Origin of the sequence: Consotaella salsifontis, assembly GCF_900167365.1 — a bacterium.
GTDB lineage: Bacteria > Pseudomonadota > Alphaproteobacteria > Rhizobiales > Rhizobiaceae > Consotaella > Consotaella salsifontis.
The window spans coordinates 16,569-32,965 of sequence record NZ_FUXL01000008.1 but is presented as its reverse complement, the minus strand read 5'-3'; the positions used below and the strand labels follow the sequence as shown (position 1 = coordinate 32,965).

Annotated in this window: 21 protein-coding genes and 1 tRNA gene; 3 read left to right on the top strand and 19 right to left on the bottom strand. The window is 64.7% G+C overall.

Features of this window, described 5'->3' with window-relative positions:
• Positions 1-72: 72 nt before the first annotated feature.
• The 12 genes from B5D38_RS12550 to rplU all read right to left on the bottom strand — a co-directional run bounded on the left by B5D38_RS12550 (position 73) and on the right by rplU (position 10,478).
• A complete protein-coding gene (locus tag B5D38_RS12550; protein ID WP_078708782.1) occupies positions 73-1,425 on the bottom strand; it encodes a S41 family peptidase in 1,353 nt (450 codons plus the stop codon).
• On the bottom strand, positions 1,415-2,848 hold the full coding sequence (locus B5D38_RS12545) for a murein hydrolase activator EnvC family protein (protein ID WP_131829917.1): 1,434 nt from the start codon (positions 2,846-2,848) through the stop codon (positions 1,415-1,417). Before B5D38_RS12545 ends, B5D38_RS12550 begins: the two co-directional genes overlap by 11 nt.
• A gap of 211 nt (positions 2,849-3,059) precedes the next feature.
• Positions 3,060-3,542, bottom strand: a complete 483-nt coding sequence (gene rlmH / locus B5D38_RS12540) for a 23S rRNA (pseudouridine(1915)-N(3))-methyltransferase RlmH (protein WP_078708780.1) — start codon at positions 3,540-3,542, stop codon at positions 3,060-3,062.
• A 122-nt stretch (positions 3,543-3,664) separates the two neighbouring features.
• Positions 3,665-4,072 carry a ribosome silencing factor gene (rsfS, locus tag B5D38_RS12535; RefSeq protein WP_245319177.1) on the bottom strand — a complete coding sequence of 136 codons (408 nt, stop codon included), beginning with the start codon at positions 4,070-4,072 and terminating at the stop codon, positions 3,665-3,667.
• Between the two features lie 86 nt (positions 4,073-4,158).
• Positions 4,159-4,791: a nicotinate-nucleotide adenylyltransferase gene (locus tag B5D38_RS12530; RefSeq protein ID WP_116002703.1), complete on the bottom strand. Its 633-nt coding sequence runs from the start codon at positions 4,789-4,791 to the stop codon at positions 4,159-4,161.
• Between the two features lie 11 nt (positions 4,792-4,802).
• On the bottom strand, positions 4,803-6,086 hold the full coding sequence (locus B5D38_RS12525; RefSeq protein WP_425349332.1) for a glutamate-5-semialdehyde dehydrogenase: 1,284 nt from the start codon (positions 6,084-6,086) through the stop codon (positions 4,803-4,805).
• On the bottom strand, positions 6,079-7,290 hold the full coding sequence (gene proB / locus B5D38_RS12520) for a glutamate 5-kinase (RefSeq protein WP_078708776.1): 1,212 nt from the start codon (positions 7,288-7,290) through the stop codon (positions 6,079-6,081). The genes B5D38_RS12525 and proB overlap by 8 nt, the downstream gene beginning before the upstream one ends.
• Positions 7,287-8,369, bottom strand: coding sequence for a GTPase ObgE (gene obgE / locus B5D38_RS12515; protein ID WP_078708775.1), 1,083 nt, complete (start codon positions 8,367-8,369; stop codon positions 7,287-7,289). The genes proB and obgE overlap by 4 nt, the downstream gene beginning before the upstream one ends.
• 115 nt (positions 8,370-8,484) lie before the next feature.
• Positions 8,485-9,060, bottom strand: coding sequence for a DUF3833 family protein (locus tag B5D38_RS12510; RefSeq protein ID WP_131829916.1), 576 nt, complete (start codon positions 9,058-9,060; stop codon positions 8,485-8,487).
• Positions 9,057-9,632, bottom strand: a complete 576-nt coding sequence (locus B5D38_RS12505) for a GNAT family N-acetyltransferase (protein ID WP_245319176.1) — start codon at positions 9,630-9,632, stop codon at positions 9,057-9,059. The genes B5D38_RS12510 and B5D38_RS12505 overlap by 4 nt, the downstream gene beginning before the upstream one ends.
• A gap of 129 nt (positions 9,633-9,761) precedes the next feature.
• Positions 9,762-10,031 carry a 50S ribosomal protein L27 gene (gene rpmA, locus B5D38_RS12500; protein ID WP_078708773.1) on the bottom strand — a complete coding sequence of 90 codons (270 nt, stop codon included), beginning with the start codon at positions 10,029-10,031 and terminating at the stop codon, positions 9,762-9,764.
• A 33-nt stretch (positions 10,032-10,064) separates the two neighbouring features.
• On the bottom strand, positions 10,065-10,478 hold the full coding sequence (gene rplU, locus B5D38_RS12495) for a 50S ribosomal protein L21 (protein WP_078708772.1): 414 nt from the start codon (positions 10,476-10,478) through the stop codon (positions 10,065-10,067).
• A 448-nt stretch (positions 10,479-10,926) separates the two neighbouring features.
• Here rplU and B5D38_RS12490 point away from each other — a divergent pair.
• Positions 10,927-11,001, top strand: a tRNA-Thr gene (locus tag B5D38_RS12490).
• A gap of 61 nt (positions 11,002-11,062) precedes the next feature.
• Here B5D38_RS12490 and B5D38_RS22220 read toward each other — a convergent pair.
• From B5D38_RS22220 to B5D38_RS12460, 7 genes are all read right to left on the bottom strand, one after another.
• On the bottom strand, positions 11,063-11,647 hold the full coding sequence (locus tag B5D38_RS22220; RefSeq protein ID WP_165690850.1) for a site-specific integrase: 585 nt from the start codon (positions 11,645-11,647) through the stop codon (positions 11,063-11,065).
• 917 nt (positions 11,648-12,564) lie between these two features.
• Complete coding sequence (locus B5D38_RS12480) at positions 12,565-12,786, bottom strand: hypothetical protein (RefSeq protein ID WP_078708770.1); 222 nt, start codon at positions 12,784-12,786, stop codon at positions 12,565-12,567.
• Positions 12,783-13,652 carry a hypothetical protein gene (locus tag B5D38_RS12475; protein ID WP_078708769.1) on the bottom strand — a complete coding sequence of 290 codons (870 nt, stop codon included), beginning with the start codon at positions 13,650-13,652 and terminating at the stop codon, positions 12,783-12,785. The genes B5D38_RS12480 and B5D38_RS12475 overlap by 4 nt, the downstream gene beginning before the upstream one ends.
• Positions 13,645-14,154, bottom strand: coding sequence for an XF1762 family protein (locus B5D38_RS22555; protein WP_078708768.1), 510 nt, complete (start codon positions 14,152-14,154; stop codon positions 13,645-13,647). Before B5D38_RS22555 ends, B5D38_RS12475 begins: the two co-directional genes overlap by 8 nt.
• Positions 14,154-14,555 (bottom strand): hypothetical protein, encoded by a 402-nt coding sequence (locus tag B5D38_RS12465; protein WP_078708767.1) that lies wholly within the window; start codon positions 14,553-14,555, stop codon positions 14,154-14,156. Before B5D38_RS12465 ends, B5D38_RS22555 begins: the two co-directional genes overlap by 1 nt.
• A complete protein-coding gene (locus tag B5D38_RS22060; RefSeq protein WP_131829915.1) occupies positions 14,552-14,749 on the bottom strand; it encodes a hypothetical protein in 198 nt (65 codons plus the stop codon). Before B5D38_RS22060 ends, B5D38_RS12465 begins: the two co-directional genes overlap by 4 nt.
• 83 nt (positions 14,750-14,832) lie before the next feature.
• The gene (locus B5D38_RS12460) at positions 14,833-15,630 is read right to left on the bottom strand and encodes a LexA family transcriptional regulator (RefSeq protein WP_078708766.1); all 798 of its coding nucleotides are present in this window, start codon (positions 15,628-15,630) and stop codon (positions 14,833-14,835) included.
• A 206-nt stretch (positions 15,631-15,836) separates the two neighbouring features.
• Between B5D38_RS12460 and B5D38_RS12455 the strand changes: the two genes are divergently transcribed.
• Positions 15,837-16,121 (top strand): hypothetical protein, encoded by a 285-nt coding sequence (locus B5D38_RS12455; RefSeq protein WP_078708765.1) that lies wholly within the window; start codon positions 15,837-15,839, stop codon positions 16,119-16,121.
• Positions 16,121-16,396 (top strand): hypothetical protein, encoded by a 276-nt coding sequence (locus B5D38_RS12450; RefSeq protein WP_078708764.1) that lies wholly within the window; start codon positions 16,121-16,123, stop codon positions 16,394-16,396. The genes B5D38_RS12455 and B5D38_RS12450 overlap by 1 nt, the downstream gene beginning before the upstream one ends.
• Position 16,397 lies beyond the last annotated feature (1 nt).

Sequence of the window (16,397 nt, the reverse complement as noted above, 5' to 3'; positions counted from 1 at the left end):
CACCAGAATGCAAAAAGCCCCGACCTTTCGCGAGGAAAGGCCGGGGCGGAATGTCTCGTCAGGAATTGACCGTCAGTTGGCGGTTGTCGCCTCTGCCGTGTCGCCATGGGGCGGGAAGGCGGCATTGGTCTTGACGCCACGCAGAAGGTCCAGCGCGTACTGAAGCTGGAGATCGTCCTTCTTCTCCGGTGGCACGTAGTCGAGCGACCCGGAGCCCTCCTCGGTTTCGCTTTCGCCGGTGATGTGGCCGCGCAGCGAGGATTCGCCGCGCACGACCTGCTCATCGGCATCAAGGCCCATCTGCTTCTTGATCTCGTCGGGCAGCGGTTGCTCGACGGCGATGTCCGGCTCGATGCCGCGGCCCTGGATGGAGCGGCCGGATGGCGTGTAATAGAGCGCCGTCGTCAGGCGGAGCGCGCCGTTGGCCCCGAGCGGGATGATTGTCTGCACCGAGCCCTTGCCGAAAGAGCGCGAGCCGACCACGGTCGCGCGGCGCTGATCCTGAAGGGCGCCGGCGACGATCTCCGAGGCCGAGGCAGAACCGCCGTTGACGAGCACCACCAGCGGCTTGCCGTCGATGTCGTCGCCCGAGCGGGCGTTGTAGCGCCGGGTCTCCTCGGGGTTGCGGCCCCGCGTCGAGACGATCTCCCCGCTCTTCAGGAAGGCGTCGGAAACGCTCACCGCCTCGTCGAGAAGACCGCCGGGGTTGCGACGAAGATCAAGGACGTAGCCCTTGAGCTTGTCGCCCGGCAGCTTGGACTTGATGTCCTTGATGGCGTCCTCGAGGCCGACGGTGGTCTGCTCGTTGAACTTGATGAGCTTGATATAGCCGACGTCGCCTTCCACCGAGTGGCGGACGGACGGCACCTTGATCTCGTCGCGGACGAGGCTGATTCGGATGGGCTTGGTGGCGCCCTCGCGCAGGATCGTCAGTTCGACCTTGGTGCCGATGTCGCCCTTCATCTTGTCGACGGCATCGGAAAGGGTGAGGCCGCGCACCTGCTGCCCGTCGATCTCGGCGATGAGATCGCCAGCGAGGATGCCCGCCTTGTCGGCCGGGGTGCCCTCGAAGGGGGAGACGACCTTGACCAGCTCGTTCTCCATGGTCACCTCGATGCCGAGTCCGCCGAACTCGCCCCGCGTCTCGGTGCGCATGTCGGCCGCCTGCTCGGCGTTCATGTAGCTCGAATGGGGATCGAGCGAGGTGAGCATGCCGTTGATGGCCGACTCGACGAGCTTCTGGTCGTCGGGCTGGTCGACATACTGGGCACGCACGCGCTCGAAGACGTCGCCGAAGATCGCAAGCTGGCGATAGGTGTCGGAGCCGGCTGCATTGGCGACGCCCGACTGCTCCGTCGCGATGACGGTCATCGCCGTCGCGCCCATCAGCGCGCCAGCGAACAAGATCGAGAGCTTACGGATCATTCCTCGTCCTTCCAGAAGGTCCTGCCGTCCACCAGGGGGACGGATCGACCGGGTTCCCGTCCTTGCGAAACTCTACATAAAGCGAGGGCGTGGCCGCATCAAACCCATCGCTTGCCGCGCTCGCCAACCGCTTTGCGCCCATGGCGCCCACGGGCTCGCCGGTGAGCACGAACTGGCCGACGTCCACGTCGATCTCGTCCAACCCGGCCAAGACGATATGATACCCGTCGCCCGCGTCCAGGATCAAGAGTTGACCGTAGGAACGAAACGCACCGGCATAAAGCACCGAGGCATCGGCCGGCGCCGTCACCAGAGCACCTGGCGCCGCCGCATAGGTTTCGCCGGAAGCCGGCCGTCCCATGCTGTCCTCGGCGCCGAAGCGACTGCGCAATCCACCTGTCACCGGTGCCGACAAACGGCCTTTCAATGTCGAAAATGGGGCGGCGGGCTCGTCAATGCGCATCATGTCACGCCGAAGTGACGCGATATCGTAGGAAGGTTCTTCCCCTTCCGCGCTTGGCTCCGGCCGCGCATCGTTGGTGTCGGAACCGGCCGCTTTCTCCGCCGCCTCGCGTCGCTTCTGCTCTTCCTCGGCCTTGAGGCGCGCCTCCTCGGCGCGCTGGCGCGCGGCATCCTCGGCGGCCCGCGTCTTCTTGAGGTCGGCGTCGAGGGAGGCGATGAGCTCGTTGAGGCTGGTCGCCTTGGCGGCGAGGTCCTGCGCCCGGCGGTTGGCATTGCCGAGCCGATCCCGGCTTTCCGCCTCCAGCCGTTCCTTTTCCTCGGAGAGCTTCTTGAGGCGCGCCTCTTCCTCGCGCTGGCGCGTCAGGGCGGCCACGAAGCGCTGGCGCTCGACCTCCATGTCCTGGCGTACGCTCGCGAGCTTGGAAAGATCGTCGGCCAGCTTCTGCGTCTCGGTGCGGATCGACGGCACAACGGCGCCCAGAAGAATGGCGCTGCGCACCGATCCGAGAGCGTCATCCGGCTTGACGAGGAGGGCCGGGGGCGGCGCGCGGCCCATCCGCTCCAGCGCCGCCAGAACCTCGGCCAGAAGCCCGCGGCGTTCCAGAAGGGATGATTTGAGGCTCGCCTCCTGCCCGGCCAGTTCGCCGATTCGCTGCTCGCTCTCGCCGATCCTGGCGCTGGCCTGCTGCTGGGCAGCGGCGGCATCGATGATGGCGGTTCTGATCTTCTCCCGGTCCTCGGCGAGCGCGGCGACTTCCTCGTCGAGCTTGCGCACGGTTTCGCCGGTGAGCGTCAGCTCCTCGGAAAGCTGATCGAGTTCCTTCGAGCGGGCCGCGCGCTGCTCCTCGATGAGGGAGAGGCGGTCGAGCACGGCGGCCAGTGATTCGGTGTCGGCGGGCGCGGCCTTGGCCATGGGCGAGGCGGCTGGCGTGGCCAAAGCGATGGCGAACGCCAAGAGCACCGCAGCGCGGCCCCGCGCACGGCGACAAAACGGCTTGCCCACTCTCCGCTTGGCCTCGGTCACACAAACTCCCGCATTGCTGGGCGAGGATAGAGATCGACCGCCTAATGAAACATCAACCATGCGGCGGAACTCGGATGGCTGGGAGTGATCCGTGCCGATTTCGCCGCACTGTGGCGCGGCTGCCACGCCTTGCCGGCGCGGGATCGAATCAGGCGCGGTGGTAGGGATGGCCGGAAAGAATAGTGACAGCGCGGTAGAGCTGCTCGGCGAGCACCACGCGCACCAGCTGGTGCGGCAGGGTCATGCGGCCGAAGGAGAGGGTGAGGTCAGCGCGCTGCCTCAGGCTATCGGCAAGACCGTCCGGGCCGCCGATCAAAAGAGCAAGATCGCGGGCCCCCGCGTCGCGCCGGCCCGCGAGGTCGCTGGCGAATTCCTCGGAGGACAAGGTCTTTCCCCGCTCGTCGAGGGCGATCACGACGGCGCTCTCGCCCACGGCTGCGGCGAGCCGCGCCGCCTCGTCGCGCTTGCGCTCGTCGGCCGTGCCGCCGCGTCCCTCGGGCAGTTCGACGAGACCGGCATAGTCGAGCGCCACCGCTCCGCCGGTCTTCTTCAGACGCGCCAGATATCGCTCTGCCAGTTCGCGCTCGGGGCCGGATTTCATGCGGCCGACCGCCGCGATGGTCAACTTCATTAATTCGCTCGTGCCGCGCAAAACGCGGCTCACCGGAAAGCAGAGGCTTTCCGGGTCAAATTTCCGCTTGAAGCTCAAGCGTCAGGAGGACCGCTCCGGGCAGGCCCCGGCCACGCCCTCGATCAATGGATCGTCGCCGCCTCGCCCATGCCGCCGACCGACCACATCTTTTCGATGTTGTAGAAGGCGCGCACTTCGGGCCTGAAGATGTGGACGATAATGTCGCCCGTGTCGATCAGAACCCAATCGCCGTTCTGGAGGCCTTCCACCTTGGTCTTGTGGCCGGCGTCCTTGAGGTCGCGCAGGAGCCTTTCGGCGACAGCGCCGACATGACGGTGCGAGCGGCCGGACGCGACCACCATGAAATCGGCCAGCGCCGACTTTCCGTTCATGTCGATGGAGACGATATCCTCGCCCTTGGAGTCTTCCAGACTGGCTAGGACGGTTTCGAGCGCGTTTTCGGCCGACGCGCGGTCGACGGAGGGCGCTTCAGAAGGTGTGGTTTTGGTCACGACCTTCGCTTCAGCCATTTCTCGCAGTGTCATTTCCCCTTTCGTGGCAATGGCGGGTGTCTACCACCAGCCAGTATTAAGTGTGGCAGTGAAGTATGACAGTTTCAAGAGTGTCGCACGTTGCTCTTTCTTAAGGCGGTGGAAGAAAGCGCGGAGCGCGGGCCGTGTAGAAACACCCAGGCCGGCGGCTCGCGCGAGAGAACGGAGGCCGCCTGCTCCTCGTCGACGCGCGATCGCTGAAACGTTACCGCCATCGGCGAGGACAGGAACGACAGCGTCGCGCCGGGGCGATCGACCACAGCCAACGCGAAGGTTCTCGCGATCCAGCGCCAGCGCTGCCAGAGATGGAAGGTGGCCAGACTGTCCGCCCCCATGATCCAGACAAATGCGATATCCGGCTTTTTGGCCTTGATCAGGGCGAGGGCATCAGCGGTGTAGCGGATGCGGTGGGCCGCCTCAAACGCGGTCACATCTATGCGAGGATTGCGCGCGACGATCCTGGAGGCGGCAAGGCGCTCGGCCAGCGGCGCGAGCTCGCCATGGCTCTTTAGCGGATTGCCAGGCGTCACCATCCACCATAGGCGGTCGAGCCCGAGCTTTCTCATCGCGGTTTCGGCGACGAGCAGATGGCCCGCATGGGGCGGGTTGAACGAGCCGCCGAAGAGCCCGACGCGAAGGCCGGGCTCGGTATGGGGAAGCTTGAGGGCGTCGGCGGGAACGCCCTCCGTCACAGTCACGTCCCGATGCCTCACGGGCGGACCTGACCCGAGCCGTGGACACGATAATTGAACGAAGTCAGCTGCTCGACGCCGACGGGGCCACGCGCGTGCATCTTGCCGGTGGCGATGCCGATCTCGCCGCCCATGCCGAATTCGCCGCCGTCGGCAAACTGGGTGGAAGCGTTGTGGAGGAGAATCGCGGAGTCGATCGAGGAAAGAAACTTCTCCGCGGCCGCCGCGTCGTCGGTGATGATCGCCTCGGTGTGGTGCGAGGAATAGCGCTCGATGTGCTCGACCGCGCCGTCGACGCCGTCGACCGCCTTCACCGAGATGATGGCGTCGAGATATTCGGTGCGCCAGTCCTCTTCCGTGGCCGGCTTGGCGGCGGAATAGATCGCGCAAATGGTCTCGTCGCCCCTGATCTCGCAGCCCTTGTCCTCGAGCGCCGACAGGATCGGCACGAGGTGGGTGCCGAGCACCGCGCGATCGATGAGCAGGGTTTCCGCCGCGCCGCAGATCCCGGTGCGTCGCATCTTGGCGTTGACCGTCACCGACACTGCCATGTCGAGGTCAGCCGCCGCGTCGATATAGACATGGCAGAGACCCTCTAGATGGGCGAAAACCGGAACGCGCGCCTCTTCCTGGACACGGGCGACGAGCGAGCGGCCGCCGCGCGGCACGATAACGTCGATAGCGCCGGCAAGACCCTTCAGCATTTCGCCGACGGCCGCGCGATCACGCGTCGGAACGAGCTGGATCGCGTCCTCCGGCAGGTCGGCGCTCGCCAGCCCCTTCTGCAGCGCCTCGTGAATGGCCCCCGACGAGGCGGCCGAGTCCGAGCCGCCGCGCAGGATGACGGCGTTGCCGGCCTTGAGGCAGAGCGCCCCGGCGTCCGCCGTGACGTTGGGCCGGCTTTCGTAGATGACGCCGATGACGCCGAGCGGCGTCCTCACGCGGTCGATCCTGAGGCCGTTTGGCCGTTCCCACGAGGCGATGACCGAGCCGACGGGGTCGGGCAGGGCGGCGACGGCGCGCAGTCCCTCCGGAATAGCGGCGATGCGCGCTTCCGTTAGCGTCAGGCGGTCGATGAACGACGCTGCCATGTCACGCGCCTTCGCCTCGTTGAGGTCCGCCGCGTTGGCAGCCAGAATCGCCGGCACCGCCGCCTCGACGGCTTCGGCCATGGCGATAAGCGCCTTGTTCTTGGTTTCTGTGTCGGCGAGAGCGAGAACCCTCGCCGCGGCGCGGGCACGTTGGCCCATATCCAGCATGAGCCGGGAAAGCGCCTCGCTCGCGATCATACCGTCATCCATGGTGCTCTCTCCCTTCCTCTGCCGTCTGGGTCGCCCGTTCCGAGGCCGGGGCACGATCCGCCGCGCCGCTTCCACCCGGCAGCCGTAGCGCCGGAGCGAGCACGAGATCGTCGCGGTGGATCATCGCGGCGCGCGGTTCGTGACCCAGAACGTCGGCGATGGCCTCCGTCCGCAGCCCGGCGATCTGCCGCGCCTCCTTGGCGTCATAGGCGACAAGGCCGCAGCCGACGGTCAGGCCGGTCTCGCTCACGAGGTCGATGGTATCGCCGCGCGAAAACCGTCCTTCCACCCGCTTCACGCCCGCCGGCAGCAGGCTCTTGCCCGATTTCAGCGCGCGGATCGCGCCGGCATCGATGACGAGCCGTCCCGCCGTGGTGAGGTGCCCGGCGATATAGCGCTTCCTGGCCGTGACCGAATCGCCAGACGGCAGGAAGAGGCTGTGCCTCTCGCCGGACTCGATCGCCTGGAGCGGATACATGCGCTCGCCGGCGGTGATGATCATTGCGACGCCGGCGCCGGTGGCGATCTTGCCCGCCTCGATCTTGGTCTTCATGCCGCCGCGCGACAGTGAGGAGGCCGCGTCGCCCGCCATCGCCTCGATCTCGGGAGTGATTCGATCGATCACCGGAATATGTTTCGCGTCGGGATCGAGCGCCGGAGGGGCCGTATAGAGGCCGTCGATGTCGGACAGGAGCACGAGAAGATCGGCCGCCATCATGGTGGCGACGCGCGCGGCCAGCCGATCGTTGTCGCCGTAGCGTATCTCGGTGGTCGCCACGGTGTCGTTCTCGTTGATCACCGGCACCGCTTTCATGGCTAGCAGCGTGCCGATGGTGGCGCGGGCGTTGAGATAGTGCCGCCGCTCCTCGGTGTCGGTCAGGGTGAGAAGCACCTGTCCGGCGTTGAGGCCGAAGCCGCCGAGCGACTCCGAATAGGCCCGCGCCAGTGCGATTTGGCCAACCGCGGCCGCCGCCTGGCTCTCCTCCAGCTTCAACGCGCCGCGCCCGAGCTTCAGGATCTTGCGGCCCAGCGCGATCGACCCGGAGGAGACGATGATGACTTCGCTGCCTTGCGCCGCAAGGCGGGCCACATCGGCGACGAGGGAAGAAAGCCAGTTGGTCTTGAGGCCGCGCGCCTGATCGACCAGCAGTGCCGAGCCAATCTTGACGACGATCCGGCGATAGGAGGCGAGACTGTCGATCATTGATCGTCATCCTCGAAGGCATCAAGGTTCAAGCCCCCCGAGGACGGCTGAGTCCAGCGCGGGTCCGGCGTATCGTCGGCCTCTTCGGCCTTGATCCCCTCGATGGCCTGCCGCAGCGCGCGCAGAGCCTCCGTCATGCCCTCTCGGCTCACGGCTGAAAGGGTAAGGGGCGTGCTTCCGCAGACCTTGGCAAGAGCCGCGAGCTTCTCCGAGCGGGTTTCCTCATCGAGCGTGTCGACCTGGGAAAGCGCGACGATCTCGGGCTTCTCCTCGAGGCCACCGCCATAGGCTTCGAGCTCGCTCCGCACTGTGGCATAGGCGCCGGCAACGTCTTCCTCGACGGCGGAGACGAGATGCAGCAGCACCCGGGTGCGCTCGACATGGCCGAGGAAGCGGTCGCCGATGCCCACGCCCTCATGCGCGCCCTCGATCAGGCCTGGAATGTCGGCGATGACGAACTCCGCGCCATCGATGGAGGCAACGCCGAGATTGGGGTGAAGCGTCGTGAACGGGTAGTCCGCGATTTTCGGGCGGGCGGCCGTCACCGCCGCGAGGAAGGTTGATTTCCCGGCATTGGGCAAGCCGACGAGCCCGGCATCGGCGATGAGCTTCAGGCGCAGCCACAGCGTCAGCTCCTTCCCTTCCAGGCCGGGATTGGCGCGCCGGGGAGCCTGGTTGGTGGAGGTCTTGAAGTGGGCGTTGCCGAAGCCGCCATTGCCGCCCGCCGCGACGACAAAGCGCTGGCCGACCTCGGTGAGGTCGCAGATCAGCGTCTCGTTGTCCTCGTCGAAGACCTGGGTTCCGGCCGGAACCTTCAGGATCACGTCGGCGCCTCGGGCGCCCGAGCGGTTGCGCCCCATGCCATGGCCACCGGTCTTGGCCTTGAAATGCTGCTGATAGCGATAGTCGATCAAGGTGTTTAGGCCGGCCACAGCCTCGATCACGACGTCGCCGCCGCGTCCGCCGTCTCCGCCGTCGGGGCCGCCGAACTCGATGAACTTCTCGCGCCGGAACGAGAGCGAGCCGGCGCCGCCGTCGCCCGATCGGACATAGACCTTGGCCTGGTCGAGGAACTTCATGGTCTTCCTTCTGTGAGGAGGCTCGCGATCCCGAGTGCCGTCTTGTTCGGCTTCGTCTTAAAGGGATCGCGGCAGAAAATCGATCCGCCAGGGGCGGCTTGAGGACCGGATGGCGTCAGCGTCGCGGTCGTCCATGCCTCGGCTTCGAAAACGTGACGTTGGCGCTGGCGATCGGTAGCCCGAAGCGCGAGATCACCACGTGGTTGCTGGCTTTGCCTGGACCGGTGGTCTCGATCTCGTGACGGAAATGAAGACGCGTGCTGCCGCCGGGAGACCTGCCCTCGTAGGTGAGGACGACGCCTGTCTCCGTGACCTTCCCTTTGACCGGAACAGCGGGCGCGAGCACGCCGTTTTCGGTCTCCGTGCGGACCGTGCCTTCATAGGCATCGCCGACGCGCTTCAACCGCCAGAGCTGGCGGCGGTTGCCGTCAGGAAAGGCGAAGCGCTCGTCGAGGATCAGCCAGTGTCCCGCCATGTGGCCCTTCAGGCGCGCGGTGAAGGGGCGGCGAATGAAGCCCAGCGTGTGGATTTCGCCCGTACTGCGGGTGATGCCGAGAAAAAACGTCTCGGGCCGGAACGGCGCATTCTGCGAATCCGCTGCATTGGCCCCAGCCGTGGCGGCGAGCATGACGAAGGCGAACAGGCTGAGCACCGCGCGGCGCAGCCAACGGACGTGCTGCAACGAACTCACGAACGACCCCACGCCTTGATCGCCTGCCAAAGCCGCTTGTCCATGCGGTAGCGCTCCGTGGCGACGCTGCCGGCCGCGAGCGTGCGGGTCATGCCCGTGCCGATATACTGGAAGCCGCACTTCTGGATGACCCGGCGCGAGGCGTTGTTGACCGCGCGGCAGGCAACTTCGACCAGCGGCAGGCCGAACTGGCGGAAGCCGAAGTCGATGATCGCGTGCGCTGCCTCTGTGGCGTAGCCCTCGCCCCAATAGTCATGGCCGAGCCAATAGCCGAGTTCGGCGGCGCCGGGCGTGGAACAGGGCCGCAGATTGACGACGCCCATCAGCCTTCCCTCGTCCCGTGAGGTGATGGCGAAGGCGGGGTGGCCGGCGACGCTGGCGATGAAGTCCAAGGCGTCATCTTCGCTATAGGGATGGGGAATGGAAGCGACCATTTCCGCGACTCGCAGATCGTTCGCCAGAGCGGCCATGGCAGGCGCATCGGCTGTGACAAGCGGGCGGAGCACCAGCCTTTCGGTCGTCAGGACCGGCAGCTCTATCGTTTCGGTGCGGTCGACTTCATCCTCGGTCACGGGGGGCTATCCTAAAGACGAAAAAGGGGAGACGGCGTCCCATCTCCCCTTTCGAGCCATTTCAGTCAGCCTATCCGAAGCTGACTCAAACGCCGGGGCCTTGGGACGCCGGCGCAATCATGCCAGGCGTCATTCGGCGGCTTCGGCCACTGGTGCGACGGACACGAAAGTGCGGCCATTGGCCTTGGTCTGGAAGCTGACTTTGCCGTCGGCCTTGGCGAACAGCGTATGATCGCGGCCGATGCCGACGTTCACGCCCGGATGCCAGCGCGTGCCGCGCTGACGAACGAGAATGTTGCCGGCGATAACGGCTTCACCGCCGTACTTCTTTACGCCAAGGCGCTTGGATTCCGAATCGCGACCGTTGCGCGAGGAGCCGCCTGCTTTTTTGTGTGCCATGGTTCAGTCTCCTGATCTCTTCGAAATACCGGCTTATTCTTCCGCTGCGGCGGGCTCGCTCTCGGCGGCCTTCGCCTTGCGGGCGCGCGGCTTCTTGGCGGGCTCGCCCTCGGCAGACGTCTCCGCGGCCGCCTTGGCCGTTGCGCCGCCCGTGAGGATTTCGCCGATGCGGATCAGCGTCAGATCCTGGCGATGACCGCGCGAACGCTTGGAGTTCTGCCGACGGCGCTTCTTGAAGGAGATGACCTTCGGGCCACGGGTCTGCTCGATGATCTCGGCAGTGACGGAGGCGCCGTCCACCAGCGGTGCTCCGACGGTCGAATCGACCATCAGCACTTCGCTGAAGGTGATGCTGTCGCCGGCTTCGCCAGGAACGCGCTCGATGGTGAATTCGTCGGCGGGCGCAACGCGATACTGCTTGCCCCCGGTTTTGATGACTGCGAACATTCTGGTCCTCGTTCGTCCGGCTCTCGGGCAAATGACCGGGCCGTCTTCTTGTCAGTCGGTTTCGTTGCCCGTCCCGCTAAGGCGCCGGACGGAAGGAAACGGGCTGTCGCCAGCCCAATGCGCGAGGCGCTGTGCCCACGCAAAAAGAGGCGCGGTTTCCCGTGCCTTTGTCGCGCCTGTTACAGGAGGTGGCGCCGAGCGTCAAGCCGCGCAAGGTCGCGGGGGCGCCTTCGGCGGCTTCGCATTGAGGGTATGGTGGACGTGGGGGGAGTGGATCAATGCCCGCCGAATTTCCGACGCTTCGATGGATCATCGCCTTGAAACGGTCCCCGCTCTGTGGCAGAAGGCCATCCGTCGTCGCCACCGATGGCCGGGAGCGAAGCTTTCGCGCAAGGTTCGGGCGGTAGACGCATCCTGGTCGGCGGCGTTGGCCGCGACCATGTTAAGGGCTGCGGTAGCTCAGTGGTAGAGCACTCCCTTGGTAAGGGAGAGGTCGAGAGTTCAATCCTCTCTCGCAGCACCATTTCTTTCAGGGTTTTCAGCGCTTCGCTCAAATTGCCTCTGACAGAAACCCTGACAGAAACTCACTTCCGACCGATGCGGCCAGCGATGCCTTTTTGATGGTCGGGATGGTGGTGCCCGTAGACATCCTCAAGCATTTTCAGGCTCATCCCGACGTATCCGGACACGTCCCATGGGTCGTTGCCAGCCTGCATCATCCAGGTCACGGCGGTGTGGCGAAGAATGTGCGGCATCACGTCATTACCAAGACCGGCAACGCGGCAGGCCTCGGCCCATGCCTTGCGTTGCTTATCCACCGGCTTTCCCCGGTAGTGGATCACGAACGGAATAGGCTTGTGGTCCTCTGACTGACGCATGTCCTCGGCGCGCCAGCGCCTCAGGAACCCGATCATCCTACCAGGAATACGGACCGGCGGCCTTCGCTTCTTCGTTTCCGTCTCCCCGTCGGCGCGGCGGTGGATGACACCAGACGTCAAGTCGATCCACCCGCCGATGGTGTTCGGCAACCAGCCGAGCCGTCGAATCACCCCAGAGCGTGAGCCGGTGTAGATCCCGAGAATGATGAAGCGGGCCAAGGCGCGGCCGGAATCCCGGTCATCCAGTTTGCGAGCCGCGCGGAGGAGAGAGGCAGCCTCTTGCCTCGTCATCCATCTGTCTCGTGGGGGGGATGCCTCCGGTAGCGTGACTACGGGCAATGCATCAAGCGGCGTCTCTGCATGATAGGCGTTGATGGCGGCGCGAAGGACCGTCAGCTCTCGCCTGGCTGTCTCCGCGCTCACCTTGCGCTTCTTGGCCTCTTCCGTCTTCGCCTGGGGGATTGGTTGCGATGTTCGATGCATCACATAGGCTTGGCATGTCGATCGCCTCACGTCGGATAGCGGGCGAGACTTCCACCAGCCGATCAGGTTTTCGACGGCGTAGCTCGTAGCGCTTGATTTTTGCCCTGGGGCGATCTCGCGAGCGTAATAGGTCAGAACGTCCGCGACGAGAAGCTTGGACGCACGATGGTCGCTTGGCGGCTCGTACCGCTCCGCGATGTACTCTGCGAGGGCTTTCTCAGCGCCTTCGCGCTCTTCAAGGCGGCAGCCTGTGCCGCGCTTGCGCGATCCATCTCGGATGACCCAGTAGCCGGCGGCCTTGTCTGCCCACAACCGGATTCCTTTGGCTGGACGCGGCATTTTTCTCTCATTTCTCTAAGTGCGGCTCTGGTCACGAAGTAGCGGCGGCCGACTCTCTCCATGATCAAATTGCCCCGCGACGCTTCGGCTCGCAATGTTGCTGGACGGATTGCCCCTGAGAACACCTCAGCGCAAGCCTGATCAAGCGTCATGGGAATGTCGTCGTGATCCATCTCACTCGCCTCCCTTGCCGAGGGCTTCGGCCGCCTGAGAGCACAACCACCGCAGATATTTGACGCGCTCCCGAAGCTTCTCTCTGCTCTCGATGCAGTTCGGACCATCGGTGCAGACATGATCATGCAGCTCTCCGAATCCCCCTCTCGTGCAGTCGGGGCATTTGCATCGGATGCAGACGCGAGTTTTCTTGAGACGTTCCACAAGGTCGCTCATCCCTCTGCCCCTCCCTTGCCGAGGGCGGCTCTGCCGGCGTCGGTCAACTCGGCTTTGCCGCCAATTACCTTCGTCCACCGTACGAGCCCCATTGAGGTCAGCCGGCCAACGACGGTTGGGCTTGCGCCAAAGATGCGCCATGCCGCCGATCCGCAATTGTGCTGATAGACCTCGCCGGCCTCGACTGCGCGAAGGGCCTCGATTTGCTTCGGGGTCATTCTGGGGAGCCTCCCTTGCCGAGGGCGGCGCGGGCGCGGGCTACTTTGCGGTAAGCCCGATGCCATTCGGCAGGAGTGTCCGTTCCGTAGGCGTGGCCAATGATCCGGTCGGCTACATCGAGAGCGTCGAAAGCTTCAGCCGCGCCAGCGGTCTTCTCACGCTTCAGCCGCTCCACCGCCTCCTTCAGCGCGGCTATCTCTGCCTCGGCGGCGCTGATGGCCGCGTTGTGCGCTGCTACGATCGCACCTGCTGCGTCATGGTGCTGGTCTCCGATGTATGCCACCTCGCCGGCATAGCCGAGACCGCTTGGCTTGAGCCGCATGATGTGGTCGCCCCGCTCCGGGCCGGAGCCCTGCCACCATTCGATCCATTCGCCCGCCACCGGCTGCTTTGCCCGCGCCTTACCCTCGGCATACCCTTGCTGGTATGCGATGGCGAGGAGGTCATCGGTGTCCGGCTCTCGCGCTGGCTTGGGCTCCATAGGAACGGACGCTTCGTAGTCTTCATCACTGATAATGGTCTGGGTACCGTCTGGGGTGAGAACCAGATAATCAGAAACGCCAGTCGGGCGGGCTACAACGATCGGAAGCCAGCGGAACGATTCCTGCTTGCGATGCTGGTCTGTGGCTGTCGGCCAGCCTTTGGGAGCCTCTGGAAGGGTCAGTTCGATCACCCGCCCCGCCCCCGGCTCGGCAGAGAGGGCGGCGTCGATCGCGGTCAATGCGGATAGAACCGCGACGTATGCTTCCGGATCGGTAACAGGCTCCAGGCGTGGCCTGGACGCGGTATAGTCGTTTTCTGAATGCTTCCAAGCGTCAGCGAACGGCTCCGGCGCCTCGCGGGCCTGCTTGATGGCTTCAGTCATGGCGAGGCTCCTCGATCTGTGCAGGCCAGGCGCCCCAGCCGAGCGCGACCTTGTCTTCGGTCGGATGCTTGTCGGCGCGCGGACGAGACGGGCAATCCCAACTTCTGCCGCGAACTCTCCACAGGAAGCGGTATCCGGCAGCTCGTGCCCCAACTCCGCCAATGCGACGGCCTGCCTCGTCGAGGCGGTCCCATTCGCTTGCCAGGATGTACGTCAGACCACGGCGGTACCCCTTCGCATCAGCCGCGCGCCGCGCCGCTCCATAGAGCATGCTGTCTGCGTTTGGCGCATCCACCGTGCAGAGCCTCGTCACCTCGACGGTCAGTCCATCGTCCAGGCCGCGCGCTACCGGTCGCCCGACGATAGCGACGCCCACTAGAACGCCGCTGTCATCGTGGACGGCATGCCGCCATATGTCGCCGACCGGGGCGCCGTGGTGACGATGATGCTCACGGACAAAAGCTTGCGCCTCGTCACGCGTGATTGGCCGGAGCTCGATCATCACCGCTCCCCCTCTGCCGGGGCGGAAGGGGCGGCAGATGCGTACAGGGCTTCTTCCATTCCGTCTCTTTCTGCCGGTGTCAGAATGCGGAGTTGCCTCTCCCCGGCTGCCGGGGCTGGCGCTGCGAATAGATCAAGCATGCTGTCCGCCAAAACCCCCGTCATATTGACCAAGCCGCTCTCGGTCGCGTGCCAGCCGCCCCATTGATGCCAAGTTTCGGCCAGAGCACGCTCGATTTCCGCCTTTGACGGCAGCCACCCCTCCGCCACAGGGCGGGCGAGGGCTTCGGCGGCTTCGCGGTCAAGCTCTGCGTCGGCCCCTGAATAGATGTACCAGTTGCCCATGAGCCGCATGTAGCGGTCTGCCCGAGCGCGCAGCCGCTCTACCAGATCATTGCTCATGGCCGGGTTCCGGCGCCGCGAACCTCGTCCGCCAGCCGTCGATAGTACCGTGCAAGATCGAAGTTACGTCGGGTGCCGCGAGCGTCGGCGCGCGCTGAATGCCAGTTGGCGACAGCCGCGAGCCGCCACCACGGAATGGCGTGGCGAACGACATCTTCGATGGTGGTTGCGTTCGGTGGGATGGACGTCCTCATAGTGGATCTCCGTCGTGGTGGGAGACCTCACTATAGGATCACCATTTTACAAATGCAATACCATTTTACCGTTTAGAGGCGAGCTACATGCGGCCGACAATGGTATGGACGCTCACGACGTCATCGCGATCGAACTCGAGCGTCATGGCGGGGTTGTATTGAAACAGCACGAGCTTACTCCCGGAAAAGCCCTCGAACCGCTTTATGAAGCCCCACGGCGCGCCGCCGTGTTCCATGTCGTCACACGCCACCTGCACGACAACATCATCTCCGCGTCGCGGCGGGCGGTTTGGATGAACGTGCACCAATTCACCTGGCATATACCTTGGCGTCATCGATTCACCATCGACATAGACGCCATACGCGCCTTTGACGCCGTCGAGCTGAGGAGGCATCGGGACCCAATCAACGATGTCGCCATTGAAGATGTATCGGCCATCGCTGCCGGCGACGGCTTGCCCGAGGACGGGTAGCTGCACCCGGCCCCATTCCGTTAGCGGCGTGGTCTTGAGCCGCCGAGCCATGTTGCGGCTCTTCTCGGCCTTCGCAAGATCGCGTCGATCATCGCGATACGGCACGACATTGCCGCCGAGCGGAGGGGTGGGAACGACCTGAAGAAACTCCCTGCTCTTCAGCGACTTCGGGATGCGAGTGTTTTTGTCCGTGTCCCTCGCCGCCTCGATCATCAAGGCCCGCATTTGCTCCTCTGGGATCTGAAGGATTCGAGCGATATCGCGCCACTTGCGGGGCGCCGCCACATCGCCGTTCAGCAGGGCGCTGATCGCCTGTTGCGCTGATCCGATCCTGGCCGCCAACTCAGTCTGGCTGAGACCCATCTCGTTCATTCTATCACGCAGCATGGCCGCCAAGCGAGTGGTCATCGGAATATCCCGTAACATTGTACTGCAATGGTAGATGGCTGTGGTTTGGAGCGAGGTCAAGGGCCGTCCAGCGCTACCCGCGACGCGATATCCACACGTGATATTTTTCCCCACTTGCCCGACGTGGGGCGTTTACGTTACCAATTTACCAGATGACGGCCCACCATATTAGCCGTTGTCGCGCCACACATCATGAGGAGATGCATATGCAAACTGCGGAGATGCGCCGCATGCGAGGCATGCGCGTGTCGCTGGCCGATATCGCGCAATCGGCCGGGATCACGCGCCAGGCGGTGTTCTACCGCCTCGGCGGCCAGCGGAAAGCCAAGCGACCTTCGGTAGCAGCAAATTCGAACATCGACAGACGCAATGTCGTGACGCGGGTCGTGCCGTTCAACGGAGGATGCTCGACCGCATCCGGCCTCGCTCCCGTAACCCTTCGACGCGTCCCGACCATTGATGGCGTCGCTGAAGATGGGGCCGCTGCCTGATGGAAGAGAATGAAGGGTTCTTCCGCGGCGAGATGGTGCATCTCGTCGGCTACGGAGGCATGGTCACTGGCCAGGTCATCAACGAACGGGACTGGGGATGCGAATACCTCGTCCGTATCGCCGGAACCACGATGGAGATCTGGTTCAGAGACGTCGAGCTGATGCCAACTGCATCCCCGATCGCCGCTGACGCGGCTGGAACGATCGACCAAGGCAATCGCGAATCCAACAACGTCATCGATCTCGCCAAGGTGCGAGCGACGGGGAGAGCATAAG